Raw genomic sequence first — 25,838 nt, 5'->3', positions numbered from 1 at the left:
GATCGCGCACGCATTCGTGCGCCGATGCGCGGCGCGGGCAGGCTTTGCGCACGGGCTTCGCGCACCCGTCGCATTCCGGCCGGATCCTCAACGCCTGCGACGCAATCGATTGCGAGTTGTCCACAGATTTTGTTGGCAAGCCTGTGGATATCCGCCACATCGGGCGCGTAACATCTTGATACAGAAGGGGATTCAGTTCACGGACCTTGGCCGGTCAATGGTGTGGCACCGCAAAGATTGTCGAACCGCACGCCGCGCACGCGTGGCGCACCCGGCCGATGGCCGGGTGGTTCTCCACAGATTGTGTTGGCAAGCTTGTGGATATCCTGCGTATCGGGCACCTAACTGATTGAGCACACGGGGTTTTGTGCTGCGTCTGCCGAATCGGGCAGCATCTGCGCCGCCCGTGCGTCAATGGCGCTCGAGGCCGCCGCGCAATTCGCTCGCCTTGTCGCGCAACGCTTCGTAGCCCGAACGCGCATGCTCGGGCAGGTCGGGATCGCCGATCAGTGCGCCGAGCGTTTCGATCAGGCTGAACAGGATGCCCTTCGCCGCGCCGACCGCGATGCTCTGCGATTCGATCGACTTGTGCAGGTGGTCGACCGCCGCTTCCAGATTCTCGAGCTTGTGCTCGCCGTCGTCGGGCCGATTGTCGGTCGTCATCGTCTACCTCCGCCATCGTTCAAGGGTCATGTCACGATTCTATGCCGCTGCGCGCGAACGTGGCGCGACATCGCGCAACGTTCGCGCGGCACGCCGCTACAGCACCGCGACCACCTTCACACGGCCCGGCTGCTCCGCCGCCGCGATGACCTGGCCGTCGACGCGGCGGAACGTCAGCGACACGGTTTCGTCGCCGACGCGCAGCGCATCGATCCGCAGCCAGTCGACGCCTTCCGGCAATGCCGGACGCTCGACGCGCACCTCGTGGCGCGCCGCGTCGATGCTCACGCCGAGGCACGCCTGCAGCATCATGAACGGCGCGCCGGCCGCCCACGCCTGCGGCAGGCAGGCCACCGGATACGCGGTCGGCGGTTCGCCGCGTCGGCGCGGGAATCCGCAGAACAGCTCCGGCAAGCGCATCTCGAAGCTCACCGCCGCCTCGAACAGCGCGCGCAGCAGATTCACCGCGGCCGTCTTGTCGCCGTAGCGCGCCAGGCCGCGCGCGATGAGCGCGTTGTCGTGCGGCCACACCGAGCCGTTGTGATAGGCCATCGGATTGAAACGCGGCTGGCCGGCCGCGAGCGTGCGGATGCCCCAGCCGGTCTGGAACAGGGCCGAGCCGAGCACGCCGGCGACCGCCGCGCCGCGCTCGGCGTCGGGCAGCCCGAAGGCAAGCAGATGGCCCGCGTTCGACGCGAACACACGGCACAGGTCGCCATGGCCGTCGAGTGCGATCCCGTAGAAATTGCCTTCCGGCATCCAGAACAGCGCGTCGACCTGCTCGCGCAGCGTCTTCGCGCGCAACGCGTAGCGCGTCGCGTCGGCCGCATGGCCGCGCCGGTGCGAGCACGCCGACATCGCGTCGAGTGCCGCGCATGCATAGGCCTGCACTTCGACGAGCGCGATCGGCCCGTCCGGGAAACGTCCGTCCGCGTGGAACACCGAATCGTGGCTGTCCTTCCAGCCCTGGTTCGCGAGGCCGCGCTCCGACGTGCGCTGATAATCGAGCAGCCCGTACGGATTGCGGTCGCACTTGTCGATCACCCATTGCGCGGCACGCTCGAGCGCGGGCCACAGCTCGTCGATCAGCGCATCGTCGCCGGTGCGCTCGACATAGGCGCCCGCGAGCACGATGAACAGCGGAGTCGTATCGACGCCGCCGTAGTACAGCGCGAACGGCACCTCGCCCGTCGCGGCCATCTCGCTGCGGCGGAACTCGTGCATGATCTTGCCGGGCTCCGCGTCGCGGAACGCGGAGGTCTCGCGCGCCTGATGCTCGGCGAGAAACCGCAGCACGCCGCGCGCGAGCGACGGCTGCAGCCACAGCATCTGCAGCGACGTGATGATCGCGTCGCGGCCGAACGGCGTCGAGAACCACGGGATGCCCGCATACGGGTACGGCCCCGTGTCGAGCTGCGTCGTGAGCAACCCGAGATCCGCGAGCGAGCGATCGAGCCATGCGTCGAACAGCGGATTGCCGGTGTTCACGCGCGCCATCGACTCGCGCCGCGCCCGCATCTCGCGATGCACGCCGACGAGCGCCGTACGCAGCGCGACGCGGCCGCATCCGGGCCCTTCGCCCTGCGCGGGCCCGAGCGTCGCATCGACGGTCAGGTAGATCGACACGCACGCCTGCGCGGCGATCGTCAGCGTGTAGTCGGCGCGATCGACCGACAGCGCGTCGGGCGCCGGCGAGAAATGCACGGTCACGTTGCGCTCCACGCCGTCGAGGCCGTCATAGCACAGCCGCACCGCGCCCGCGTCGACGCGCGGCGCCCCCACCGTGCCGCGCTTCGGCCGCTGCGTGCCGCGCACTTCGAACATGTCCTTGAAATCGGCCGCGAACGACAGCGACAGCGGCACTTCGGCTTCGCTCGCACCGTAGTTCGTCAGCGTCAGCGCTTCGTACAGCACGTCGCCCGCGAGCACGCGCATCCGCTCGATGTGGATCACGCCCTCGGGTGTCTCGTGGCCGCCGAGCGGCGGCAGCGGGCGGTTCGTCAGGTGCGCGGTGAACGACGCGTTGTCGGCGCTCGTCGCGCCCGACAGCAACGACGGCGCACGGCCGCCGAACGTCAGGCGCCAGGTCGACAGCACGCGCATGTCGTCGACGAACAGGCCGTCGTCATGCCCGCCGATGTCGCCGAGCGCGTCGCTGACCACGAACGCGTCACCGGATTTCAGCACGTACTGATTGTTGCGCGCGATCGCCTGCGGATCGGCTTCGGGCGCGATGAAAGCGGGACCCGACGCGGTGGTCGGGGCAATCGGCGCGACTTGCGGCGCCTGCGTCGTCGTGGCTTCGGCGTGATTCGGCATCGATGCTCCTGTGTCGAGGCGCAACGCGCGGCGCGCGTCGCGTGTTTCGCACAGGATAGGCCAGAACGGGGGGCGCGCGCAGCGCCGAAACGGCCGCGACGCGATGCGAAGTCGCGTCGTCGCACCGTGTCGCGTGCGGGTACATCGGTTGCCGGTCGGAATTTCCGCAGGATGTTGCCGAGGGTCCCGTTGTCGCGCACGCCAGTGTCATACCGGCCGCTGTAACGTGAGGCCGAGCGTCAGGCGCGCTTCGTGACGTTCGCGTCGATGCCGGCTTCGAGCACCGCGCTGTCGCGAGCAATCGGCACGCCCGACACCTGGAACGACGTGCGCCTTTCGCGAACGCGAACGCCGACGACGGCCGCACGTTGCCGAACGCATGCCGCCAGCCGACCGTGCCGCGCGCGGTGAACGTGCCGCTCGCGATCGAACCGGGCGGCGACGCCGCGCGCAGGCCGAGCGTCGAGAAGCTGCTGTGGGTCGTCTCGCCGCCGGCGCGCAGTGCCCGCGCCCGTCCATGCAGTGGACGATGCCGGCCGGGCCGACAACAGCGAGATCGAAAGAATGTGAAGCCTGCACCGCGGCGCCCGGCCGGCACCGCCCCGGCTCAATCGGCCGGGCACATCGCGAGCCGCCCCATCGCCTCACCGGCGCCGCGCACCGCACAGGTGGCAGGCTCGTCGGCGATCCGCGCAACCAGCCCGGTCTCGTCGTACAGCAGGCGTTCGAGCCCGGCGAGCAGCGCGCCGCCGCCGGTGAGCACCACGCCGCGATTCGCGATATCGGTCACGAGTTCGGCCGGCGCGTTTTCCAGCACCGACTTGACCGCGCCGATCACCTGCTTGAGCGGCGCGGCCAGCGCGTCCGCGACGTCGTGATTGGACAGCTCGACCGAACGCGGCAGGCCGTCGCCGATGCCGCGGCCGACGGCGCGGGTCGACGTGCGCGGCACCGCGCTGGTGGCCGAGCCGATCGTCTTCTTCACGTGCTCCGCCGTCTGCTCGCCGAGCAGCACGCCGTACAGGTTGCGGACATGGTTGACGATCGCCGCGTCGAACTGGTTGCCACCGACGCGAATCGCCTCGCGGTACACGATGCCGCCGAGCGCGATGACGGCGACTTCGGTCGTCCCGCCGCCGATGTCGATGACCATCGAGCCGACCGCCTCGGTCACCGGCAAACCCGCGCCGAGCCCGGCCGCGAGCGATTCCTCGATCAGCTCGACCTCCGATACGCCGGCTGCGAACGCGGCCTCGCGGATCGCGCGGCGCTCGACGGCCGTCGCGTCGGACGGCACGCACAACGTGACCTCGACGCGGCGGCCGAAGCGCGAGCGGGTGCGCGACATGTCGATGAAGCTGCGGATCATCTGCTCGGCCGCGTGCGCGTCGGCGATCACGCCGTGCTGCATGGGCCGCACGGATTCGAGATGCCCCGGTTCGCGGCCGAGCAACGCCTTCGCGAGCTCGCCGACGGCCTCGAGCGTCGGCCGCGCGTCGCTTGCGCCGCCCTTGCGGAAGCAGACGACCGACGGCTGGTTCAGCACCACGCCGCGTTCGTGCGTATAGATCCGCGTGCTTGCCGTTCCCAGGTCGATCGCAACGGGTTGCGCAAACAACTTTCCGAACAGCGGTGTCGACATATTTCAAACCTTTGTGAGGGAACGGGCCGGGACAGCCGCGCCGCACGTTTTGCCACGCGTCCATGCCGTCCCATCACGAGCTTAGCGGCAAATCGTTCCGATACTTTAGGCAATTCCCATGATTTTTTCGCGACGAAATTGCCGAATGTGGCGTTTCGGGCACGTCCGGCTACGCAACGAACCTCTCGCGTCGGGCCTGTAAAACACGGTAATCTCTCGGTCTTGCCTGCTCCCGGCAGGCCTCAGACGCACGATCACGCCAGGTATGTTCGCCATGACAGCGACCGTTTTCTTCCGCTGGGCGCCGGTGCGCCCGCTCTGCACGACGCTCGTTGCCTTCTGGTGCTGCACGGTCGCCGCACAACCGCTGCCGGCCACCGAAGCCGTTGCTCCCGTTGCCGCCGCCGACGCGCCGGCTGCCGCCGCGCCGGCCGCGTCGGCGCACACCTGCACGGCCGACGGCGGCCCGGCCGGCCGGCCGTCGATCGGCCTCGTGCTGTCCGGTGGCGGCGCGCGCGGCTACGCACACCTCGGTGTCCTGAAAGTGCTGGAGGACAACCGGATTCCGATCGACTGCATCGCGGGCACCAGCATGGGCGCCGTGGTCGGCGGCCTGTACGCGAGCGGGATGGCGGCCGACGAGATGCAGAAGCGGCTGTCGGAGGTCAATCTGGCGGATATCGCGTTCGACGTGACGGACCGCGCGGACCTGCCGCAAACCAGCCGGGAAGACGAACGCCTGTACATCAACGGGCTGACGCTCGGCTTCGGCAAGAAAGGCGTCAAGGCGCCGGTCGGCCTCGTACAGGGCAACCGGCTGCAGGCGCTGCTCGCGAACTGGACGGCCGCCGTGCCGACCAACCAGCCGTTCGACCACCTGCCGATCCCGTACCGCGCGGTCGCGACCGACCTGCAGACGGGCCAGATGGTCGTGCTCGACCACGGCTCGCTGCCGCTCGCGATTCGCGCGAGCATGGCAATGCCGGGCCTGTTCGCGCCGGCCGAGATCAACGGACGCGCGCTGGTGGACGGCGGGCTCGTCAGCAACCTGCCCGTCGACACCGCGCGGCAGATGGGCGCGAACATCGTGATCGCCGTCGACATCGGCTCGCAACTGCGCCCGCTCGACGCACTCGCGTCGCCTGCCGACGTGATGCAGCAGATGGTCGGCATCCTGATCCGCCAGAACGTGACCGCGCAGCGCAAGCAGCTCGACGCGCACGACGTGCTGCTCACGCCGAACCTCGGCCCGCTCGCGTTTACCGATTTCCAGAACGCGAAGCAGGCGATTGCCGCCGGCGAGGCCGCCGCGACCGCGGCGCTGCCGAAACTGCGGCGTTTCGCGCTCACGCCGGAACAGTACGCGGCCTACCGGTCCGCGCACGCGCAGCCGCTGCCGCCGCCGATCCGGATCACGCGCATCGACATCAAGACCAGCGGCGGCGTGCCGAAGCGCGTCGTCAGCAATGCGCTGCATGTGAAACCCGGCGACATCTACGATCCGAAGACCGTCAGCCAGGATCTGCTCGGACTCACGACCGGCGGCAACTTCGAGAGCGTCACGCAGCAGATCGTGAGCCACGGCGACGACAACGTGCTCGAGATCAACGCGCGCGAGAAGTACTGGGGGCCGAACTTCCTGCTGTTCGGGCTCGGCATGTCGAGCAGTTCGACCGACGAAGGCGGCTTCCGCCTGCACGTCGGCTACCGGCGGCCGTGGCTCACCGAATCGGGGCTCGAATTCCGCGCGGACACGACGATCGGCAGCGACCTGCAGTCGGCACGCGTCGAATTGCGCCAGCCGCTGTCGACCGCGTACGGCGTGTACCTGTCGCCGTACGCCGAATACCAGCGTCGCTATGCGAACCTGTACAACGACTCCGGCGACGTGAAGGTCACGCAGTACCTGATGCAGACGGCACGCGCGGGAATCGATCTGGGCCTGCCGATCGCGCGGCTCGGCGATTTCCGGATCGGCGTCGGTTACATGACCGGGCACGGCTCGCCGACCTACAACGTACCGTTCGACGACGGCAGCGGCCAGACGCTGCTGTGGCCGAGCTTCACGTCCCAGGCGTTGGTCGCGCGGGCGCGGCTCGTGATCGATCAGCTCGACGATCCGATGTTCCCGCGCAAGGGTTATTTCGGCGAACTGCGGATCGACCGCTCGCTCGTGTCGCGTAACGGCGGCTCGGCGCAGGAATTCGACGACGGGATCAACAACTCGCCCTATACCGAGATCTACGGCAAGGCGATGATTGCGCAGCAGTTCGGCCGACACAGCGTCAGCGCGACGATCGAAGGCGGCAAGAGCATCGGCGGCACCAACCTGATCAACGCGTTCAACTTCACGCTCGGCGGCTTCCAGCATCTGTCCGCCTATGCGGCCGATCAGCTGAACGGCAACGAGCTGGCGTACGGGCAGATCACGTACATGAACCAGTTGATGACGTTCAATGCATCGCCGATCAAGGCGCTGTCGGTGGGCGCCAGTGCGGAAGTCGGCAACGTCTGGTCCAGCGGCCAGCAGATCGGCGGCGGCTCGCTCAAGCAGAGCTACACGTTCTTCACGAGCCTGTCGACCGCGTTCGGGCCCGTCTACATCGGCGTAGCGCTCGCGCCCAGCGGCCGACGCAACTTCTACCTGCAGCTCGGCCGCACCTACTGAGCATGCGCGGATGCCGCTTCGGCGGCATCCGTGGCGCGCGTGCGCCCGCCGGCGGCCTGCGTCTTCGCGATTGCCGTCGATCGGCCCGCGCGCAGCGTGGCGCTAGACCGGCCAACTGATCTCGAACCGCGCGCCGCCGAGCTCGACCGGATCGACGACAGCGATCCGGCCGTTGTGCGCGTGGAGCACCTGCCGCGTGATCGACAGGCCGAGCCCGTAGCCGCCGGTGCGACGGTCGAGGCGCACGAACGCGTCGAAGATCCGTTCGCGCTCGTTCTCGGGCACACCGGGACCGTCGTCCTCGACGAAGATCCCGATGTTGCCGTGCAAGAGCGAGATCCCGACGACGATCCGCGATTTCGCGTACTTGCTCGCGTTGCGCAACAAGTTGCGCATCGCATACGACATCAGCCGCCGATCCATCTTCACGCGCAGATCCGGCCCGATCGCGATGCGCGACTCGATCGTGCGGTCCGGATACAGCAGTTGCGCGTCGTTCACCTGGTGCTCGAACCACGCGACCGGTGCGGTCATCTCGAGGTTCGACTGCAGCGAGCTGTATTCGAGCCGGGCATACGTGAGGCTCATGTCGATCAGTTCCTCGAGCTCGGTCACGTCCTGCGCGATGCTCTCGAGCGCGCCCTGGTATTCGGCCGCCGAACCCGGTTCGCGCAGCATTTCGAGCGCGAAGCGCACGCGCGCGAGCGGCGTGCGCAGTTCATGCGAGATCCCGTTCGTCAGATCGCGCTGCGCGGCGATCAGCCGCTCCATGCGCATCGCGAGCGCATTCAGCGTGCGCGCGAGCGGGCCGATGATCACGCTGTGCGATTCGCGCGCGCGCGTGTTGAAGCGGCCGCCGGTGAAATCGATCGCGCGCTCGCGCACCATCACCAGATCCGACCACACCGGCCGCATCCACCGGTACGCGGCGAGCGCGGGCGCCGTGAACACGAACGCCAGCACGATCCAGATGTCGCCCGGCAGCGAGTCGAACGCATGCCACACGACCTGCGGCGACAATTCGACGGACAGCGCGAGCGCGGGCACCAGTGCGGTCAGCAAGACGAGGCCGAGCAGATGCACGTAGGTGCGCACATACAGGCGCGACCAGCTCGGAATGCGATCGGCGCGCGTGTCGGTCCACGCGCGTCGGAAATGCAGCCAGCGCCATTTGACGTAGCGCAGCGGCGGAAGCGGCGGCGCATCGGGGTGCGAACGGGTTCGTCGGATCATCGCGGCTCCCGGCCCGCGGGCGGAATGCCCGCGCGGAACGTGACGGCGTCGCGCGACGGCGGCGTCATTCCCACGCGTGCTTGCTGAATTGATAACCCTTGCTGCGGATCGTCTTGATCCGCTGCGGGTTGCTTGCGTCGTCGCGCAGCTTGCGGCGCAGCTTCGAGATACGCCCGTCGATCGTGCGATCGAGACCGTCGAATTCGACGCCGCGCAGCTGCAGCATCAGATCGTCACGGCTGACGACTTCGCCCGCATGACACACGAGCGCCCACAGCAGGTCGAATTCGGCCGACGTCAGGTCGGGCGTGCTGCCGTCGGGCAGCACGACGGTGCGGTCGGTGCGGTCGATCGAGAACTTGCCGAACGCGTAGCGCTCCGGCTGCGGCGCGGCGCTCTCGGCCGCGCGCACGGGCGCGCGGCGCAGTTGCGCTTTGATCCGCGCGAGCAGGATGCGCGGCTCGACCGGCTTGTGCACGTAGTCGTCCGCGCCGAATTCGAGGCCGAGCAGCTCGTCGAACGGCTCGTCGCGCGCCGTCACCATGATGATCACGCCGTCGTACTGCTTGCGCGCTTCGCGGCAGATCTCGAAGCCGTCCTTGCCCGGAAGGTTCACGTCGAGGATGACGAGATCGGGACGAATGGACAGAATCGCCGGCACCGCGGCGTCACCATGCAGCACGGTGTCGACTTCATAGTCGTTCTTGCGCAGGTAGCCGGCGATCAGCGTGGACAGGCGGGTGTCGTCTTCGACGAGCAGAATGCGAAAAGACATGGGCAGCGGTCGGATCATCGGAGAAGCCGCGGCGGCGCCGGCCGGTGCCGGACGCCGGCCATCGGCCGAAACGTACCGCATGATACTGCGCCCGCCGCTCGCCTGTTTGCCGGTCTTGAAAATAAGGGCGCGATTTCGGCCGCGCTTGACGAATCGGCGCCGGGACGGTTCCATACGGGCTCGCCGGAATCCGGCCTGCCTCTACCCTGCCTGACGCGATGAATTACCCGACGATCCTCGAACGCATCCACACCGAACTCGCCCCCTGGATTGGCCAGGGACGGGTGGCCGACTACATTCCCGAACTCGCGAAAGTGCCCGCCGACAAGTTCGGGATGGCCGTCGTGACGCTCGACGGAAACGTTTACACCGTCGGCGATGCGCACGAGCGCTTCTCGATCCAGAGCATCTCGAAGCTGTTCGCGTGCACGCTCGCATTCCAGTTGCTGGGCGACGCGCTGTGGGAACGGGTCGGCCGCGAGCCGTCCGGCACCGCGTTCAATTCGCTGGTCCAGCTCGAAAGCGAGCGCGGCAAGCCGCGCAATCCGTTCATCAACGCGGGCGCACTGGTCGTCACCGACGTGCTGTGCCGCCGCTTCGTGAAGGCCGAGACGGCGCTCGTCGAATTCGTGCGGCGGCTGATCGGCGCGAACGACATCGACTACGACTCGCGCGTCGCGCTGTCGGAGTTGCAGCACGCGGAGCGCAACCGCGCGATGGCGCACTTCATGGCAAGCTTCGGCAACATGCAGATGCCGCCCGACACGGTGATCGACGCGTATTGCCGGCAGTGCGCGATCACGATGAACTGCGTCGAGCTCGCCAGCGCCGCGCTGTTTCTGGCGAACGGCGGCGTCGCGCCGGCGACCGGCGAGCGGATCGTCGATTCGAGTTCCGCGAAGCGGCTGTCGGCGCTGATGCTGACGTGCGGTACCTATGATGCGGCCGGCGATTTCGTGTACCGGGTCGGGCTGCCGGCGAAGAGCGGCGTCGGCGGCGGGATCGTCGCGGTGCTGCCCGGGGAGATGGCGGTGTGCGTGTGGGCGCCGGGGCTGGATGCGAACGGGAATTCGTTGGCCGGCACGCTGGCGCTGGAGTGGTTGACGACTTATACGGGGCGGTCGATTTTTTGAAGGGGCGATGCCGGGCTGCATCGTCGGCACCGCCGATTTTCCGACATTCCGAAGCGATTACTGGAGAACGCCACGCATGAATCCGGACAACGCATCAGAAATTGCAACCTCCGCCCGCGCGCACGCCGGCAGCCGTTCCTCCTCGCCGATCCCGCCCATCGTGCCATCAAAAACCGCGCTGCTCGTCATGCATTACCAGACCGATATCCTCGGGCTTTTCCCGTCGGTCGCGCCCGAGCTGCTCGCCAACACGCGCCGTCTCTGCGACGCGGCACGAGCCGCCGGCATCGGCGTCTGGTTCGCGAATCTGCGCTTCAGCCCCGGCTATCCGGAAGTCAGCCCGCGCAACAAGAATGGCCAGGGCATCAAGCAGCTCGGCCTCTTCATCGACGACGCCCCGTGTCCCGAACTGGCCAGGCAGCCCGACGAACCGCTGATCGTCGCCCACCGCGCGAGCGTATTCTTCGGCACCGATCTGCAGGCGCGGCTCGTCGCGCAGGGCGTCGATTCGCTGATCATGGTCGGCATCGCGTCGACCGGCGTGATGCTGTCGTCGATCGCCCACGCGAGCGACGCCGATTTCGGCCTCTACACGGTCAAGGATTGCTGCTACGACCCGGACCCGATCGTCCACGAGCATCTGTTCGCCACCGCGTTCGAATCGCGCACGACGGTGTTGTCGCTCGCGGATGCGTTGCGGCTGCTGGCGTGACGACGGACTCGTCGCACCGCTGTTCGAAACCATGCATCCGATGGCGGGCTTACCGAGCCGCCACGCCGATTCCCGCCAGAATGAGATCGATGCCGGCCAGGAACTGCGCGCGCTCGTCGTGCGCGGCCAGTTGTTCGGCCACCTTCCGCACGAACGGATACTGCGCCGGTTCGAGCTGCGCCCACCGCTCGGCCACGGCCGCGACGATCGCCTGCTGCCCCGCCTCGCGCGGATGCAGCCGCGCACCGGCCGCGTATTGGCCGGCCAGCCCGAAGATGTAATGCATCAGCGCCGACGCCGCATTGAATTGCGCGGACTCGGGCACACCCAGCGCCTGAAGCTGCCCGCCGATGCGCTCCAGGATCCTCGGCACCGCGTGCTGCCACGGCTCCCGGAACAACTGCGCACCCACCCACGGATGCGCGCTGAACGCGTCGAACAGGCGCAGCGCGATGCGCCGGATCGCTTCCGCCGCATCGCCGTCGCGCTCCGTCGGCACGTCCGTCAGCGCAGCCTCGATCACTTGATCCGCGGCCGCCGCGAGCAGGTCCTGCTTGTCGGCGACATGCCAGTAGATCGCGCCGCTTCCGGTCGCCAGGTGCGCGGCGAGCGTGCGAAACGTCAGCGCGCCCTCGCCTGAATGGTCGAGTATCCCGATCGCGGCCTCGACGATCCGCTCTTTCGACAGCGCGTCCGCACGCCGCTCGGTCCGGTTGCTGGTTTTCATGGGTGCTAGCTTGACACATCTGGAACATCGTTCCAATATCTCGCCGATGGAACGACATTCCATTACTTTCCCGAAGCGGGCGCAATGCCGGTGCGTACCGCCCTCTCGATCACACCGGGGCCGCCTTGGCCCGAAACCGAGCCACCGATGAACGAGCCCGTGACCCATGATGTCGCGATCGCCGGAGCCGGCCCTGTCGGCCTGTTCCTCGCGTGCGAATTACGCCTCGCCGGCGCCTCCGTGCTGGTGGTCGAACAGGCGGACGATCCGGAATCCCCGCTGAAGCATCTCCCGTTCGGCATGCGCGGCCTGTCCGCGCCGACCATCGACGCGTTCTATCGTCGCGGCTTGCTCGACGGCATCGCGCTACCGTCCCGTGCAAAGGACACCGCGCACTGGATGCAGCAATCGCGTCGGCCGGCCGGCCATTTCGCCGGCATCCAGTTCTTCCACGACGACGTCGATACGTCGCAGTGGCCATATCACCTGCCCGGCCCGGCCGGCACGCACATGGCGACGGACATGGCGCGGGTCGAATCCGTGCTGAGCGCCCGCGCGCGCGCAACGGGCGTCGAGATCCGGCGCGGTGTCGCCGTCGAAGGCTTCGATCAGTCGGACGATGGCGTCACGCTGCACGCCGGCGGCGAGACATTCCACGCACGCTGGCTCGTCGGCTGCGACGGCGGGCGCAGCGCGGTCCGCAAAGCCGGCGGCTTCGCGTTCGCCGGCACCGACGCCGAGTTCACCGGCTACTCGATCGAAGCCGAGTTCGCCGATCCGGGCGCGCTGCTGCCGGGCCGTCACCACACGGCGGCCGGGATGTACACCTACACGCCGCCCGGAACCGTCGCGCTGGTCGAATTCGACGGCGGCGCATTCCACCGGGGCGGGCCGGTGACGCTCGAGCATGCGCAGGCCGTGCTGCGCCGCGTGTCCGGCACCGGCGTCACGTTGACCGCGCTTCGGCTCGCCGCCACGTGGACCGATCGCGCGTACCAGGCATCGACGTACCGCAACGGCCGCGTGCTGCTCGCGGGCGATGCCGCGCACATCCATTCGCCGCTCGGCGGCCAGGGGCTCAATCTCGGGCTCGGCGATGCGATGAATCTCGGCTGGAAGCTGGCCGCGACGATCCGCGGCGACGCGCCGGACGGGCTGCTCGACAGCTATACGAACGAACGGCATCCGGTGGGCGCACGCGTGCTCGACTGGTCGCGTGCGCAGGTCGCGCTGATGCGACCGTCTCCGAGTTCGCGCGCGCTCGCCGCGATCATTCGCGATCTCGTCGACACGCGCGACGGCGCGACGTACTTCGCCGAGCGCCTGTGGGGCGTGTCGCTCGCGTACGATCTCGGCGGCGGCCATCCACTCGTGGGCCACGGCGTTCCCGACTTCGAACTGGCCGACGGCACGCGGCTCGGCGAACACGTCAGGCACGGCAAGGGCATGCTGCTGGACTTCGATGCGAACCCGTCGCTTCGGGCACTCGCAAGCCGTTGGCACGACCGGATCGCGTATCTCGCGAGCGACGCGAAGGACCGGCTCGGATTGCGCGCGGTGCTGGTGCGCCCCGACGGCTTCGTCGCATGGGCCTGCAATGACGATGCGGACGTGGACGCAGTCGCGCATGCGGCCATGCGGTGGTTCGGCGTGCCGTCCGCGACGCGTTGAGCGCAGCCGACCGACAAACCCGCATGCGCTCCGTCAACGGCACGCCCAACATGCTGGAATGCCCATGCCACCCGCCATGCCGCAACCCTGACCGCTCGCGACGTGCGCGATATCGCGCACGTCAGCCGCGCCCCGTCACTTCGCGATGAACACACCCGACGTCGGGCACGTGCCCTGCGTATTGCCGTCCGTCACGAGCGACGCCGCGCTCGGAAACTGCGCGGTCGCATTCGTCTTCACCGCGATCCACGCTTCGGTGAAGTAGCTCACGCCGTTCGTCTTCGTGCACTTCAGCGACACCGCGCTGCGCGTGTTGCTGCCGAACGCGCCTTCGAACGCCGACAGCAACTGGTTACGCGTGACCGTCTTGCCCGCGTTCGCTTGCAGGAACGCGTTGAACGACGTGTTGCCCAACCGGCTGATCATGCCCGACGCCTGATTCCAGTAAGCATCGGGCGTCGCCGAATTCGAACACGTGCCATGCTTGAACCACTCGTGCTTGTCGAGACACGATGCGACGCCCGGCATGTACGTCGACAGCGTGTTGCGGGTCGCGCTGCTGATCGGGTATGCGTCCATGCTGCACCACTGGTGAGCGTTGTCGAGGTCGATGTCGCTCTGCGGCACGCCGCAATAGAACGGCTGATTGCCGTCGTAGCGGTTCGGCCACAGCCCGTGCAGCGACAGGCTCGTCGCCGCATACGAGCCGGCGAGGTTCGTGCATTCCGGCGTGTCGTGCGACGCGCAGAAGCCCGGCTCCCACGATGCGGCGAGCAACAGGTAGTCGTAGCTGGTCTGCGCGGCGGCGTGCAGTGAAACGGAAGCGACGGCGAGTGCGGCAGCGGCGCGGGCGAGCGTCTTGAGCATGGCGTGTTTCCTCGGAAAGGGCTTGCGGTCGCGGGATGCGCCGCAAGGTTGTCGAATGTCTGCCCGCGATTGTTGCTGACGCAACATGGCACGAATGTGAAGGTGGACGAAAGAATGCGCGATCGCTCAGGTGCCGAGCTGCGTGCACGCGCGCGCCGACGCTTCGGGGCCCTCGAGCGCGAGAATCTGCCACACGCCGATGCTGACGCGCCGGCGCGCCGCCGTCGACGCATCGGCCAGCAACGCCTCGACACGGGGAGCGACATCGGGCGCCTTCTGCTGCAGCGCCGCGTGGTGCCGCGCACGCGACGCCGGTTCGGGCTCGTACACGTCGCAGAGGCGCACCATGCCGGCGAGGCCGGCCAGAACGTCGTCCTTGTCGATCGCGGCCGGCTCGACGGGCGCGAGCCCGTTACGCTCCGCCGGCGGCAGCTTGTTGCGCGCGCCTTCGTCGATCGCCGTGGCGGACGCCGGCGGCAGGCCGCCCAGCGCCGCGACGATCCGGCTGCCCGCGGCGATCATGTCGCCCTGGCACGCGACCTTCTCGGCGGCCGCGACGTTCGAGCAGAACGACACCGACATCCGGTAAACGTCGTTGCTCATGCGCGGCACTTCGTCCGTGTCCGCCTGCGCGAGGCCGGCGCTCGCCAGCGTCAGCGCGGCCGGAATCAGGATGCGGAACGCTCTCGTGTTGTTCATCGTCGTCGTCCGTGGGGGGCTGATGGCAGGCAATATCGCGGCGCCGCGCGAAGGCGCCCCTCGTGACGTCGGGCCCGCGTCCGGCGCCACGCGTTCACTTCATCGACGCCGCCTCCGACCCGCCGGGCGACAGCGCCGCGCTGTCCTGCTCGCGCCACGCGCGGCGCGACGCCATGATCGCGCTCACGGCCGAGCGCGCAACCTTCCACCACGCGAACGGACGCGGATCGGCGAGCATGCTGAGCGCGCGCGCATAGTCGAGCGTGAGCCCGGGCGTCCACGCCATCGTCACCGCACGCTTGCGGATCTGCGCGGCCACCCACAGCTCGGGCGTGAGCAGCAGCCGCACGAACGCGCCCCACCCGGCCCGCGCGCCCTTCAGCCGCCACACCGCGCCGTCGAGCGCGGCTTCGAGCGCATTCGACACGGAGCTCGAGCAGTTGCGGTGCGTGAGGTTGTACGTCGTGTTCTGCCGGTACGACGACCAGAACGCATCGAGCTTGGCCGGATCGTAGTTGCGGATGCGCACGCGCACCGTCGACGGACACCACGCTTTCGACTCGGTCGCATAGTCGGGCTGGAACAGGCCCGGCACGTCGTTCTCGCGCGTCGCACGCAGGATGCGCGTGAATTCGTCCGGAGAACGATCGATTTCGACGCCCGGATACAGGCTGATGTAGATACCCTCCGGCGACTCCAGCGCCGCATGGCCGGTCGAGATCACGCCGTTGACGTCCACCGCCGCGATGTAGCGGTCGATCACCGGATAACGCTGCGCTTCGGCCTTCGACGTGCCGGTCGGCGTCCACACGTGCACGGTGAGCGCCCGCTCGCCGTCGGCCGGCGGGCCGTCCCATTCGGATTGCGCGAACTGCGGCAGGTTCGGCGCATCGTCGAGATCCGGCGCCAGCGCCGGCGCGGGCGACGTCGCGAACGCCGGGTTGCGTGTCAGCCGCCGCACGCGTGCGGCAAGGCTCAGCATGTGCATCCCGCCGAACGTCAGCAACAGGCCGAGGCAGTACGGCACGGTGCCCACGTAGTGCGTCGGGTACGGCTGAAAGAAGAAGATCGCCAGCAGGATCTCGACGACGCCCCACGCGAACGCGACGTGCCAGCGGCGATAGCGCACCATCCATGCGGACGTGCATTGCAACAGCCCGTCGACGAGAAACAGCGTGCCGAAGATCATCGACAGCAGGAAGTGGCCGTGATGATGGCCGGCAAACACGAGCCCCGCAGCCACCACGACCGCGATGCCCTTCACGTAGCGCAGGATGCGCTGCCCGCCGACCCCGCTGCCAGCCACCGCGAGCGTCGCGAGCCCCTCGATCAGGAACAGCCATGCGAACAGTTCGATCGGAAAATGCAGCGCGCCGTCGAGCGCATCGACGAAAATGCCGACGCCCGCGACGACCCACAGCCAGCCGAGCACGGTCAACCCGCGCCAGCGGGTTCGCAGATATTCGATGCCCAGCAGCAGCAACACCAGTCGTACCATTGCGCCCTCGTATCTTTTTTCGGGAAACGCACGGCCTCGCGCTCCCTGTCGTTGCGACCGCGCGTCGGGCGACGCGCCGGCCGGAAGGCGGTCATCGTTGCCGGCGCACCATGTCGCTCACATGATCGATGGTGGCCGGCACGCACCGCTCTGGCCGAATAATAAGATATGGTGAGACCGGTTGAAAGCCTCGCGAAAACGATTCCGACGGGGCGCGCACGGCAACGCTGCCACAGGAGCATCGTCATGAATGCCTCACCGCTTCATCCGTCCTCGCTCGGCCCGCAACTCAAGCGCTGGCGCGCGCTGCACCGCGTGAAGCAAAGCCATGCGGCCGAGCTGTTCGGCGTCGCGCAATCGACGATCTCGCGCTGGGAGGCCGGCCTCCAGCAGATGTCGCCCGACGAACGCGCGACGGCCGAACGGCTGCTCGCCGCGCGCCTCGATTCCGCGGGCGACCACGCACTCGCGCGGCTGATCGCCGGCAGTGCGGGCCGCATGCATCTCGTGTGCGATCTCACGCACCGTCTGCTTGCCAGCTCGCCGGCGCGCGCGGCCGAGTTCTCGCGGCCGCTTTCGACGCTGCTCGGCACGTCGCTGTGGCGCTACGCGACGCCGGAGATCGTCCGCATGGAAGCCGCGCTCGACCGGCTCGGCTGGCACGAACGCGCAGGGCCGCCGAGCGTCGAGTTCGACACCGGCGCGAATGCGTCGCGCGTCGTGCCGATTCGCGGCAGCCGGTGCCGGTGGACACGGATGACGTTGTCGGACGGCTCGGCCGTGCGGCTCGTGGAAACGCTCGACGTGCACTGACGGTCCACGCATATTTCATGCGTGGACGAAGCCCGGCTGGCCGGCATACGCTTGACGGCTCATCGCAAGGACGCCGACCATGAATCCCGATACGATCCACGCGCGGCTCGCTTTCCTGCGCGAAGCCGAACGCCTGAAGGACGTGCTGCGCAGCGGCCATACGTCGGCCGGCCGCCCCGAAAGCACGGCCGAGCACAGCTGGCGGCTATGCCTGATGGCGCTCGTATTCGCCGATGCACTGCCCGCCGTCGACACGCTGAAGCTGCTGAAACTGTGCGTCGTCCACGACCTCGGCGAGGCGCTGCACGGCGACATCCCCGCGATCGCGCAGGATGCATACCCCGACAAGCGCGCGCACGAACGCGACGACCTGCTGACGCTGACCGCGCCGCTCGACCGCGCGGTGCGCGACGAGATCGTCGCGCTGTGGGATGAATACGAGGCAGCCGCCTCGCCGGAAGCCCGCGCGGCGAAGGCGCTCGACAAGCTCGAAACGATCCTGCAGCACAACCAGGGCAGCAATCCGCCCGATTTCGACTATGCGTTCAATCTCGGCTACGGGCGTCGCTACACCGACGCCGCACCGCTGTTCAGCGCGATCCGCGAGATCGTCGATGCCGATACGCAGCGCAGGATCGACGCGGGCGGACACCGCGCGTGAGCTCGCGAGATCGGGCGGGCTACCCCGCTCGCCCCGCTCGTACGAACGCGAATGCACGCTCGTAAGCCTGCCGATCGGCAGCGGCTTCACGGTCACGCACCTCGACGAATGGGGGCCGGCGCTCGAGCAAGTCGACGCGCTGCCCCGCTCGACGAAAAACGCGACCGGCCGATGATGGCGATTGTCGTCGCGCGGCGGATCGTCGCCTTTTCACGGATCGAAACAATTGCACTGTTCGGCAGCGCGTCGGTCCGGCATCCACACAATTCAGCACAATTTCCACACGATTTGGCGCGAATTCCTCGCTTACCATGAGCGCCTGATTCGATTCGGCACACCCGCGCGATGCGTACGCGGAACCCGTCGCGGACAACGCGTCCGGCATGCGACACCGACCGGATCGTTCCGTTCGGCCGCACGCATTGCCGGCGCCTGCTTCATCCTCGCTGCATTCTCATGATCCAGAAGACCCATCGCCGCCGGCGCATCGTGCTGGCCACCCTTGCCATCGTCGCGATCGCCGCCGGCGTCACGCTGAAGGCCTGCGCGCCCGACAAGCATCCGCAGTACCTGTCCGCGCCCGTCACGCGCGGCGATCTCGAGAATGCGGTGCTCGCGACCGGCGCGCTGCAGGCGTTCAAGCAAGTGGACGTCGGCGCGCAGGTGTCGGGGCAGTTGAAGACGCTGAAGGTCAAGCTCGGCGACAAGGTCACGAAGGGCCAGTGGCTCGCCGAGATCGATCCCGTGATCTCGGAAAACGCGCTGCGCCAGGCGCGCGCCAGCGAAGAAAGCCTGCGCGCGCAGCAGCAATCGACCGCCGCGCAACTGACACAGGCCGAGCTCGCGTTCCGCCGCCAGCAGGCGATGCTGCCCGACGATGCGACGTCGCGCGAAGCGTTCGAGGCCGCGCGCGCGGCGCTCGACGTGCAGCGCGCCACCCTCGCGTCGCTCGCCGCGCAGATCCGTTCGGCCCGCATCCAGATCGAGACCGCACAGGCCAACCTCGGCTACACGCGTATCGTCGCGCCGATCGACGGCGAGGTCGTCGCGATCGTCACGCAGGAAGGCCAGACCGTGATCGCTCAGCAGCAGGCGCCGGTGATCCTGAAGCTCGCGAATCTCGACACGATGACCGTGAAGGCGCAGGTATCGGAAGCCGACGTGATCCGCGTGAGCGCCGGCCAGAGCGCCTATTTCACGATCCTCGGCGAACCGGACAAGCGTCATTACGGCAAGCTGCGCGCGATCGAACCGGCACCGCAGAACTACGCCGACGCGCAAAGCACGCTCGGCGGCGCAGGCGGCAGCGCGAAGCCCAACAGCGCGGTGTTCTACAACGCACTGTTCGACGTGCCGAATCCCGAGCACCGGCTGCGCATCGCGATGACCGCGCAGGTCAACATCGTGCTCGGCAACGCGCGCAACGCGCTGATCATTCCGGCCGCTGCGCTCGGCGAGAAGCGCAAGGACGGCACCGTCGCGGTACGCGTGCTGCGCGCCGACGGCAGCACGGAAACGCGTCACATCCGCATCGGCATCAACAACAACGTGCGCGTCGAAGTGCTGGCCGGCCTGAAGGACGGCGAGCGCGTCGTGATCGGCGAAGCGTCGGCGGACGAGCGCGCGCCATTGTCGGACGTGGTGTAACGATGAGCCAGCCTCTGCTGAAACTCGCCGCCGTCACGCGACGCTTTCCGGCCGGCGACAAGGACGTCGTCGTCCTGAACAACGTCAGCCTGTCGATCGACGCGGGCGAGATCGTCGCGATCGTCGGCGCGTCGGGGTCCGGCAAGTCGACGTTGATGAACATCCTCGGCTGCCTCGATCATCCGAGCGAAGGCACGTACACGGTCGGCGGACGCGACACGCAGATGCTCGACAGCGACGAGCTCGCGCAGTTGCGCCGCGAGCACTTCGGCTTCGTGTTCCAGCGCTATCACCTGCTGCCGCACGTCGACGCGGTCGCGAACCTCGAAATGCCGGCGATCTACGCAGGCACCCCGCGCGCCGAGCGGCACGCCCGCGCCCGCGCGTTGCTCGCGCGCCTCGGGCTCGCCGATCGCGCGCATCACCGGCCCGGGCAACTGTCCGGCGGCCAGCAGCAGCGCGTGAGCATTGCACGCGCGCTGATGAACGGCGGCCAGGTGATCCTCGCGGACGAACCGACCGGCGCGCTCGACACGAAAAGCGGCCAGGACGTGATCCGCATCCTGCACGAACTGAACGCGCTCGGCCATACGATCGTGATCGTCACGCACGACAAGGCGGTGGCGCGCCATGCGCGGCGCATCATCGAAATCAGCGACGGCGAGATCGTCGCCGACCGGCCGAACCGCCACTACGCGGAAGCGCTCGCGGAATCCGGCGTCGGGCCAGCCGCAACGGCCGAAACGGCACCCGACGGGCGGTCCGCACCGGCTTCCGGGGATGCCCCGCCGGCCGTCGACGCCGACGCCGACACCGCTCCCGCCCCGCGCGCCCGACGCTTCGCCGCCGGCACCGGCCGCTTCGGCGAGGCGTGCCGGATGGCCTGGATCGCGCTCGTGTCGCACCGGCTGCGCACGCTGCTGACGATGCTCGGCATCATCATCGGCATCACGTCGGTCGTGTCGATCGTCGCGGTCGGCGAAGGCGCGAAGCGTTACATGCTCGACGAGATCGGCAGCATCGGCACCAATACGATCAGCCTCTATCCGGGCACCGACTGGGGCGACAGCCGCGCGGACACGATCCAGACGCTCGTGCCCGACGACGTCGCCGCGCTCGCGGAGCAGCCGTACGTCGACAGCGCGACACCCGAGACGTCGCGCACGCTGCTGCTGCGTTATCGCAACATCAACGTGAATGCGCTCGTCAGCGGCGTCGGCGACCGCTACTTCCAGGCGCGCGGGATGCGTTTCGCGCTCGGCGTCGCGTTCGACGACGACGCGGTGCGCCGCCAGGCGCAGGTGGTCGTGATCGACCAGAACACGCGCCGCAAGCTGTTCGGCGCGACGCGCAATCCGGTCGGCGAAGCGATCCTCGTCGACAACGTGCCGTGCGTCGTGATCGGCGTGACCGCCGACAAGAAAAGCGCATTCGGCAGCGTGAAGAGCCTGAACGTGTGGGTGCCGTACACGACCGCGAGCGGGCGCCTGTTCGGCCAGCGCTATCTCGACAGCATCACCGTGCGCGTGCGCGACGGGCAGCCGAGCGCCGCCGCCGAGAAAAGCCTCGAGAAACTGATGATCCAGCGCCACGGCCGCAAGGACTTCTTCACGTACAACATGGACAGCGTGGTCAAGACCGTCGAGAAGACCGGCCAGTCGCTGACGCTGCTGCTCTCGCTGATCGCGGTGATCTCGCTCGTGGTCGGCGGGATCGGCGTGATGAACATCATGCTGGTGTCGGTCACCGAGCGTACGCGCGAGATCGGCATCCGGATGGCGGTCGGCGCGCGCCAGTCCGACATCCTGCAGCAGTTCCTGGTCGAGGCCGTGCTCGTGTGCCTGCTCGGCGGCACGATCGGCATCGCGCTGTCGTTCGGGCTCGGCGCGCTGTTCTCGATGTTCGTCGCGCAGTGGAAGATGGTGTTCTCGGCCGGCGCGATCGCGACCGCGTTCGTGTGCTCGACGCTCACCGGTGTGATTTTCGGGTTCATGCCTGCGCGCAACGCGTCGCGGCTCGATCCGATCGATGCGCTCGCGCGCGACTGACGAAACATGGCCATCACGCAATCCTCCCCGCTTCACCGCCTCGGCGCATTCGCGTGCGCGGCCGCGCTGCTCGCCGGCTGCGCGGGCGTGCGCCACGATCCGCTGCCGGCCGTCGCGATGCCCGCGAACTGGGCCGCGCCGGTCGCGGCCGACGCGCCTGCCGCCGCGCGCGACTGGTGGCGCAGCTTCGGCGATCCGCAACTCGATGCGCTGATCGACGGCGCGCTACGCGCCAACGGCGATCTCGCGATCGCGGCGATCCGCGTGTATCGCGCGCAATTGCAGGCGGGACTCGTCGACACGAACCTGACACCCAACGTGACGCTGGGCGCGAACGGCGCCGTGTCGCGCACGCTCGATACCCACCGAACGAGCCGAGCGAGCAGCCTCACCGGTTCGCTCAGCTACGAAATCGACCTGTGGGGCCGGCTGGCCGCGCTGCGCGATGCCGCGCACTGGGAAGCCGACGCGACGGCCGCCGATCTCGAAGCCGCGCGGCTGTCGCTGATCGGCACGACCGCGGCGCTGTACTGGCAGATCGGCTATCTGAATCGGCAGATCGCGCTCGGCGAAGCGAACATCGCGTATGCGGTGCGCACGCTCGCGCTCGTCCGGTCGCGGCACACGGCCGGCGCCGTGTCGGAGCTCGATGTCGCGCAGGCCGAACAGAGCCTCGCCGCGCAACGCGCGGCGCAAACGCAACTGATCCAGCAGCGCACCGAGAACCGGCACGCGCTCGCGATCCTGTTCGACCGGCCGCCGCAGCAGCTCGCGGCCGAGCCGACGGCACTGCCCGACGCCGCGCCGCCCGACGTGGCGGCCGGCCTGCCCGCGAGCCTGCTCGGCCGGCGCCCCGACCTGCGTGCGGCGGAATTCCGGCTGCGCGAGTCGCTCGCGCAGGTCGACGCGACGCGCACGAGCTTCTACCCGACCTTCACGCTGACCGGCAGCGCCGGCACGACGAGCACGAGCCTCGAGCGTGTGCTGACGAACCCGGTCGGCACGCTCGGGCTCGGCCTCGCGCTGCCGTTCATCCAGTGGAACACGATGCAGCTGCAGATCAAGGTGTCGAAGTCGCAGTACGAGGAAGCGGTGGTCGGGTTCCGCCAGCGGCTCCATACGGCGCTCGCGGAAGTCGAGAACGCCCTGTCGGCCCGTGTGCAGCTCGAACGCGAGGCCGAACAGCGCGCGCTGTCGCTCGCCCAGGCGCAGCGCGCCGAGCGGCTGGCCGCCGCGCGCTTCGCGGCCGGCGCGACCGCCGTGCAGCCGTGGCTCGACCAGCAGCAGGTCCTGAGAAGCGCGCAGAGCGCCGACGAACTGACGCGCCTGAACCGGCTCAACAACCAGATGAAGCTCTACCGCGCGCTCGGCGGCGGGACGTCCTGACCGGCCGCCATATGCCGTACGCCGGCTGCGTCATTCGCATACGGCCGCCCCGCGCCGCGCCGGCGCGAACGCCACCATGCTCGCGGTCGCGAGCACGGCCACGCCCGCCGCACCGTACACCATCACCCAGCCGAACCCATGCACCAGCGCCGCGTGCAGCGCCGCGCCGGTCGGGTCGGCCTGCGCGAGCGCCGGCGCGACGGCCTGCAGCCCGTCGGTGCGACCCGACGCGATTTCCTGCGCGAGCCGGCGCAGCGCCGCGTCGCCGATCGCGCCGGCCGGCCCGCGCTTCAGGCTCGCGACGATCCCCGCCACCAGCACGAAGCCCATCGCCGCGATGTTCAGCGCGAGCGAGATCATCCGCGCGCTCATGTCGATGCCCGACGCCATCCCGGCGCGCGCGCTCGGCACCGCACCCGTCGTCGTGTTGGTGACGGGCGTGTTGGTCAGCCCGAGCCCGATGCCGGCGATCACGCAGCCCGGCAGCATCGTCAGCCAGCTCGCATGATCGGCCGCGCTGCCCAACCGCATCAGCACGAAACCGGCCGCGATCGTGAACAGGCCGCCCGGAATCACGACACCCGGCCCGTAGCGCAGGGCGAGCTGTTCGCCGAACGGCGGCGCGATCAGCGTCGGCAGCGTGTACGCGAGCAACGCGAGGCCGGCCGTCACGCTGTCGTAGCCGAGCGCGACCTGGAACCAGATCGGCAGGTAGATCATGAACGGCCAGAAGCTGAAGTTCATTCCCATCGAGCCGAAGATCGCGCCGGTGAACGCGCGAATCCGGAACACCGAGAAGTCGAACATCGGCCGCGCGCTGCGGCGCTCCGCGGCGACGAAGCCCACCAGCGCGAGCACGGTCGCGCCGAGCACGCCGAGGCCGGCTCTGCTCGTCAATCCGAGTTCCGCGCTTTGGGTGATGTAGAACGCGAGACCGAGCACCGCGAGCGACAACGTGACGATGCCCGCGACGTCGAGCGAGCCCGCATGCGGATCGCGCGATTCCTGCACCGCGCCGCCGATCAGCACGAGCGCGACGGCCGCGAGCGGCGCATGAACGAGGAATACCCACGGCCAGCTCGCCAGCGCGACGATCGCGCCGCCGACGATCGGCCCGAACCCGAGGCCGATGCCGAACACGATCCCCCAGATCCCGAATGCGCGGCCGCGCTCGCGCCCTTCGCGAAACTGGTGCGACAGCACGGCGATCTGGCAGATCAGCATCGCGCCGCCGCTCGCGCCTTGCAGCAGCCGGCCCGCCACGAGCACCGGCACGTTCGGCGCGAGCCCGCAGAGCAGCGACGTCGCGCCGAACAGCACGGTGCCGATCACGTACACGCGCTTGCGGCCAAACCGGTCCGCGAGCGTACCGGCCGCCATCAGCACCGTCGTACACGCGATCGTGTACGCGTTCATGATCCACTGCATGCCGTTGAAATCGCCATGCAGCACGTGTTCGAGCGTCGGCAGGATCACCGGCACGCTCGAAATTTCGAGGCCGAACATCAGCGACGTGAGACAGACGGCCGCGAGTGCGACCGCATTCCTGCGAGAGTCGGATAGCGTCATGCGTATTGCGCGGCGGCTCGACGACAGGCCGCGCGCCTCCAGGTTGAGTAGGATTCGCCGCGTGCGGCCGGCGACGCACGCTGAGCGGGAATCGGTACTATAGTGAGAATTCACCTCCCCATTGGCGTACGCATTTCCATGCACTGGGGAATCTCAGGACTCAATCGACGCAATCTCGCCATGACCGACAGACTCGACGGCGTAACGACCTTCGTCCAGGTCGTGGAATCGGGCAGCTTTGCGCTGGCCGCGCAGCGGCTCGACATGACGCGTTCCGCGGTCGGCAAGGCGATCGCGCGGCTCGAGAAGCGGCTCGGCGCACGGCTGCTGCAACGCACGACGCGCAGCCAGAGCCTGACCGACGACGGCCAGGCGTACTACGACCGCTGCGTGCGCGCGCTGGCGGAACTCGAAGCGGCGGAAGCCGATCTCGACTGCGGCCGCCACGAGGCGCGCGGCAAGCTGCGGCTGAGCGTGCCGCTCGCGTTCGGGCACCACTGCGTGACGCCGATCGTGCTCGACCTCGCGCGCAATTACCCTGACCTGCGGATCGACGTGTCGATCACCGACCGCTTCGTCGATCTCGTCGAGGAAGGGATCGACCTCGCGGTGCGGATCGGCACGCTCGCGGACAGCACGAGCCTCGCGGTGCGGCGGCTCGGCACGCAATACGGCAGCCTCGGCGCGGCGCCGTCGTATCTCGCGCGTTACGGGACACCGAAGACGCTCGACGACCTGAAGCACCACCGGACGATCGCCTATTCGCGGTCGGGCGTGGTGCAGCCGTGGGACTTGCGCGCGCCGGACGGCTCGACGGTGCGGATCGACATGCCGCATCAACTGAGTTTCGATGACGTGCAGGCGATCGCCGCGGCCGGTGCGTCGGGGTTCGGGATCGCGTGGCTGCCGAGCTGGCTGCTCGACCATTACGTGAAGCGCGGGGAGATGGCGGTCGTGCTGGATCGCTGCTTCGTCTGCGAAGGCGACATTCACGCGATCTGGCCGAAGACGCGCTACTTGCCGCGCAAGACGCGCTGCGTGATCGATGCGCTCGCGCAGGCGGTTCCGCCGATGATCGAGCGAGCGGACGAAGCGCGATGAGACGCG

At 68.6% G+C, this 25,838-nt stretch carries 20 protein-coding genes and 1 pseudogene; 10 read left to right on the top strand and 11 right to left on the bottom strand.

Annotation, left to right across the window (positions count from 1 at the left end; translation table 11 throughout):
* Nucleotides 1-411: 411 nt before the first annotated feature.
* From WT97_RS29530 to WT97_RS29515, 4 genes and pseudogenes are all read right to left on the bottom strand, one after another.
* Nucleotides 412-663 carry a hypothetical protein gene (locus WT97_RS29530; protein WP_009694579.1) on the bottom strand — a complete coding sequence of 84 codons (252 nt, stop codon included), beginning with the start codon at nucleotides 661-663 and terminating at the stop codon, nucleotides 412-414.
* A 96-nt stretch (nucleotides 664-759) separates the two neighbouring features.
* Nucleotides 760-2,982: an amylo-alpha-1,6-glucosidase gene (locus tag WT97_RS29525; RefSeq protein ID WP_060354909.1), complete on the bottom strand. Its 2,223-nt coding sequence runs from the start codon at nucleotides 2,980-2,982 to the stop codon at nucleotides 760-762.
* 158 nt (nucleotides 2,983-3,140) lie between these two features.
* Nucleotides 3,141-3,499: pseudogene (locus tag WT97_RS35240) on the bottom strand (autotransporter outer membrane beta-barrel domain-containing protein); the annotation flags it as partial.
* A gap of 90 nt (nucleotides 3,500-3,589) precedes the next feature.
* A complete protein-coding gene (locus WT97_RS29515) occupies nucleotides 3,590-4,624 on the bottom strand; it encodes a rod shape-determining protein (RefSeq protein ID WP_059502482.1) in 1,035 nt (344 codons plus the stop codon).
* 274 nt (nucleotides 4,625-4,898) lie between these two features.
* Between WT97_RS29515 and WT97_RS29510 the strand changes: the two genes are divergently transcribed.
* Entirely contained in the window at nucleotides 4,899-7,292 is a 2,394-nt protein-coding gene (locus tag WT97_RS29510; RefSeq protein ID WP_060354917.1) for a patatin-like phospholipase family protein, read from the top strand.
* Nucleotides 7,293-7,394: 102 nt separating this feature from the next.
* Here the strand turns inward: WT97_RS29510 and WT97_RS29505 are convergent, their stop codons facing one another.
* Complete coding sequence (locus WT97_RS29505; RefSeq protein WP_059502480.1) at nucleotides 7,395-8,525, bottom strand: ATP-binding protein; 1,131 nt, start codon at nucleotides 8,523-8,525, stop codon at nucleotides 7,395-7,397.
* 64 nt (nucleotides 8,526-8,589) lie between these two features.
* Entirely contained in the window at nucleotides 8,590-9,300 is a 711-nt protein-coding gene (locus WT97_RS29500; RefSeq protein ID WP_034204362.1) for a response regulator, read from the bottom strand.
* A 218-nt stretch (nucleotides 9,301-9,518) separates the two neighbouring features.
* Between WT97_RS29500 and WT97_RS29495 the strand changes: the two genes are divergently transcribed.
* On the top strand, nucleotides 9,519-10,433 hold the full coding sequence (locus WT97_RS29495; protein ID WP_059793444.1) for a glutaminase: 915 nt from the start codon (nucleotides 9,519-9,521) through the stop codon (nucleotides 10,431-10,433).
* Nucleotides 10,434-10,509: 76 nt separating this feature from the next.
* A complete protein-coding gene (locus WT97_RS29490) occupies nucleotides 10,510-11,145 on the top strand; it encodes an isochorismatase family cysteine hydrolase (RefSeq protein ID WP_059502476.1) in 636 nt (211 codons plus the stop codon).
* 49 nt (nucleotides 11,146-11,194) lie between these two features.
* On the opposite strand, the gene WT97_RS29485 is transcribed toward WT97_RS29490, so the two are convergent.
* Nucleotides 11,195-11,872 carry a TetR/AcrR family transcriptional regulator gene (locus tag WT97_RS29485; RefSeq protein WP_060354908.1) on the bottom strand — a complete coding sequence of 226 codons (678 nt, stop codon included), beginning with the start codon at nucleotides 11,870-11,872 and terminating at the stop codon, nucleotides 11,195-11,197.
* Between the two features lie 147 nt (nucleotides 11,873-12,019).
* Here WT97_RS29485 and WT97_RS29480 point away from each other — a divergent pair, with 147 nt between their 5' ends.
* The gene (locus tag WT97_RS29480; protein WP_060037189.1) at nucleotides 12,020-13,543 is read left to right on the top strand and encodes an FAD-dependent monooxygenase; all 1,524 of its coding nucleotides are present in this window, start codon (nucleotides 12,020-12,022) and stop codon (nucleotides 13,541-13,543) included.
* A gap of 135 nt (nucleotides 13,544-13,678) precedes the next feature.
* Here WT97_RS29480 and WT97_RS29475 read toward each other — a convergent pair whose 3' ends face one another.
* The 3 genes from WT97_RS29475 to WT97_RS29465 form a co-directional block, all read right to left on the bottom strand.
* Nucleotides 13,679-14,410, bottom strand: coding sequence for a ribonuclease T2 (locus WT97_RS29475; RefSeq protein WP_034204357.1), 732 nt, complete (start codon nucleotides 14,408-14,410; stop codon nucleotides 13,679-13,681).
* Between the two features lie 126 nt (nucleotides 14,411-14,536).
* Nucleotides 14,537-15,109, bottom strand: coding sequence for a hypothetical protein (locus WT97_RS29470; protein WP_059502470.1), 573 nt, complete (start codon nucleotides 15,107-15,109; stop codon nucleotides 14,537-14,539).
* Between the two features lie 94 nt (nucleotides 15,110-15,203).
* Nucleotides 15,204-16,607, bottom strand: coding sequence for an HdeD family acid-resistance protein (locus WT97_RS29465; protein WP_059502468.1), 1,404 nt, complete (start codon nucleotides 16,605-16,607; stop codon nucleotides 15,204-15,206).
* 246 nt (nucleotides 16,608-16,853) lie between these two features.
* Here WT97_RS29465 and WT97_RS29460 point away from each other — a divergent pair, with 246 nt between their 5' ends.
* The 5 genes from WT97_RS29460 (at nucleotide 16,854) to WT97_RS29435 (ending at nucleotide 23,162) form a co-directional block, all read left to right on the top strand.
* Nucleotides 16,854-17,420: a helix-turn-helix transcriptional regulator gene (locus tag WT97_RS29460; protein ID WP_059502465.1), complete on the top strand. Its 567-nt coding sequence runs from the start codon at nucleotides 16,854-16,856 to the stop codon at nucleotides 17,418-17,420.
* Between the two features lie 79 nt (nucleotides 17,421-17,499).
* Nucleotides 17,500-18,081: an HD domain-containing protein gene (locus WT97_RS29455; RefSeq protein WP_059502463.1), complete on the top strand. Its 582-nt coding sequence runs from the start codon at nucleotides 17,500-17,502 to the stop codon at nucleotides 18,079-18,081.
* A 456-nt stretch (nucleotides 18,082-18,537) separates the two neighbouring features.
* A complete protein-coding gene (locus WT97_RS29445; RefSeq protein WP_060037228.1) occupies nucleotides 18,538-19,728 on the top strand; it encodes an efflux RND transporter periplasmic adaptor subunit in 1,191 nt (396 codons plus the stop codon).
* 2 nt (nucleotides 19,729-19,730) lie between these two features.
* On the top strand, nucleotides 19,731-21,776 hold the full coding sequence (locus WT97_RS29440) for a MacB family efflux pump subunit (RefSeq protein WP_060354907.1): 2,046 nt from the start codon (nucleotides 19,731-19,733) through the stop codon (nucleotides 21,774-21,776).
* A 6-nt stretch (nucleotides 21,777-21,782) separates the two neighbouring features.
* Nucleotides 21,783-23,162 carry an efflux transporter outer membrane subunit gene (locus WT97_RS29435; protein ID WP_060037183.1) on the top strand — a complete coding sequence of 460 codons (1,380 nt, stop codon included), beginning with the start codon at nucleotides 21,783-21,785 and terminating at the stop codon, nucleotides 23,160-23,162.
* Nucleotides 23,163-23,192: 30 nt separating this feature from the next.
* Here WT97_RS29435 and WT97_RS29430 read toward each other — a convergent pair whose 3' ends face one another.
* Nucleotides 23,193-24,731: an MFS transporter gene (locus WT97_RS29430; RefSeq protein ID WP_060037181.1), complete on the bottom strand. Its 1,539-nt coding sequence runs from the start codon at nucleotides 24,729-24,731 to the stop codon at nucleotides 23,193-23,195.
* A gap of 180 nt (nucleotides 24,732-24,911) precedes the next feature.
* Here WT97_RS29430 and WT97_RS29425 point away from each other — a divergent pair, with 180 nt between their 5' ends.
* Entirely contained in the window at nucleotides 24,912-25,832 is a 921-nt protein-coding gene (locus tag WT97_RS29425; RefSeq protein WP_059502454.1) for a LysR family transcriptional regulator, read from the top strand.
* The last annotated feature ends 6 nt before the right edge of the window (nucleotides 25,833-25,838 follow it).

It is taken from the genome of Burkholderia sp. MSMB1459WGS, assembly GCF_001534535.1.
In the GTDB taxonomy this organism is placed as follows: Bacteria; Pseudomonadota; Gammaproteobacteria; order Burkholderiales; family Burkholderiaceae; genus Burkholderia.
Note: the sequence above shows the minus strand (reverse complement) of the source record. Positions and strands in the feature narration are given on the sequence as shown.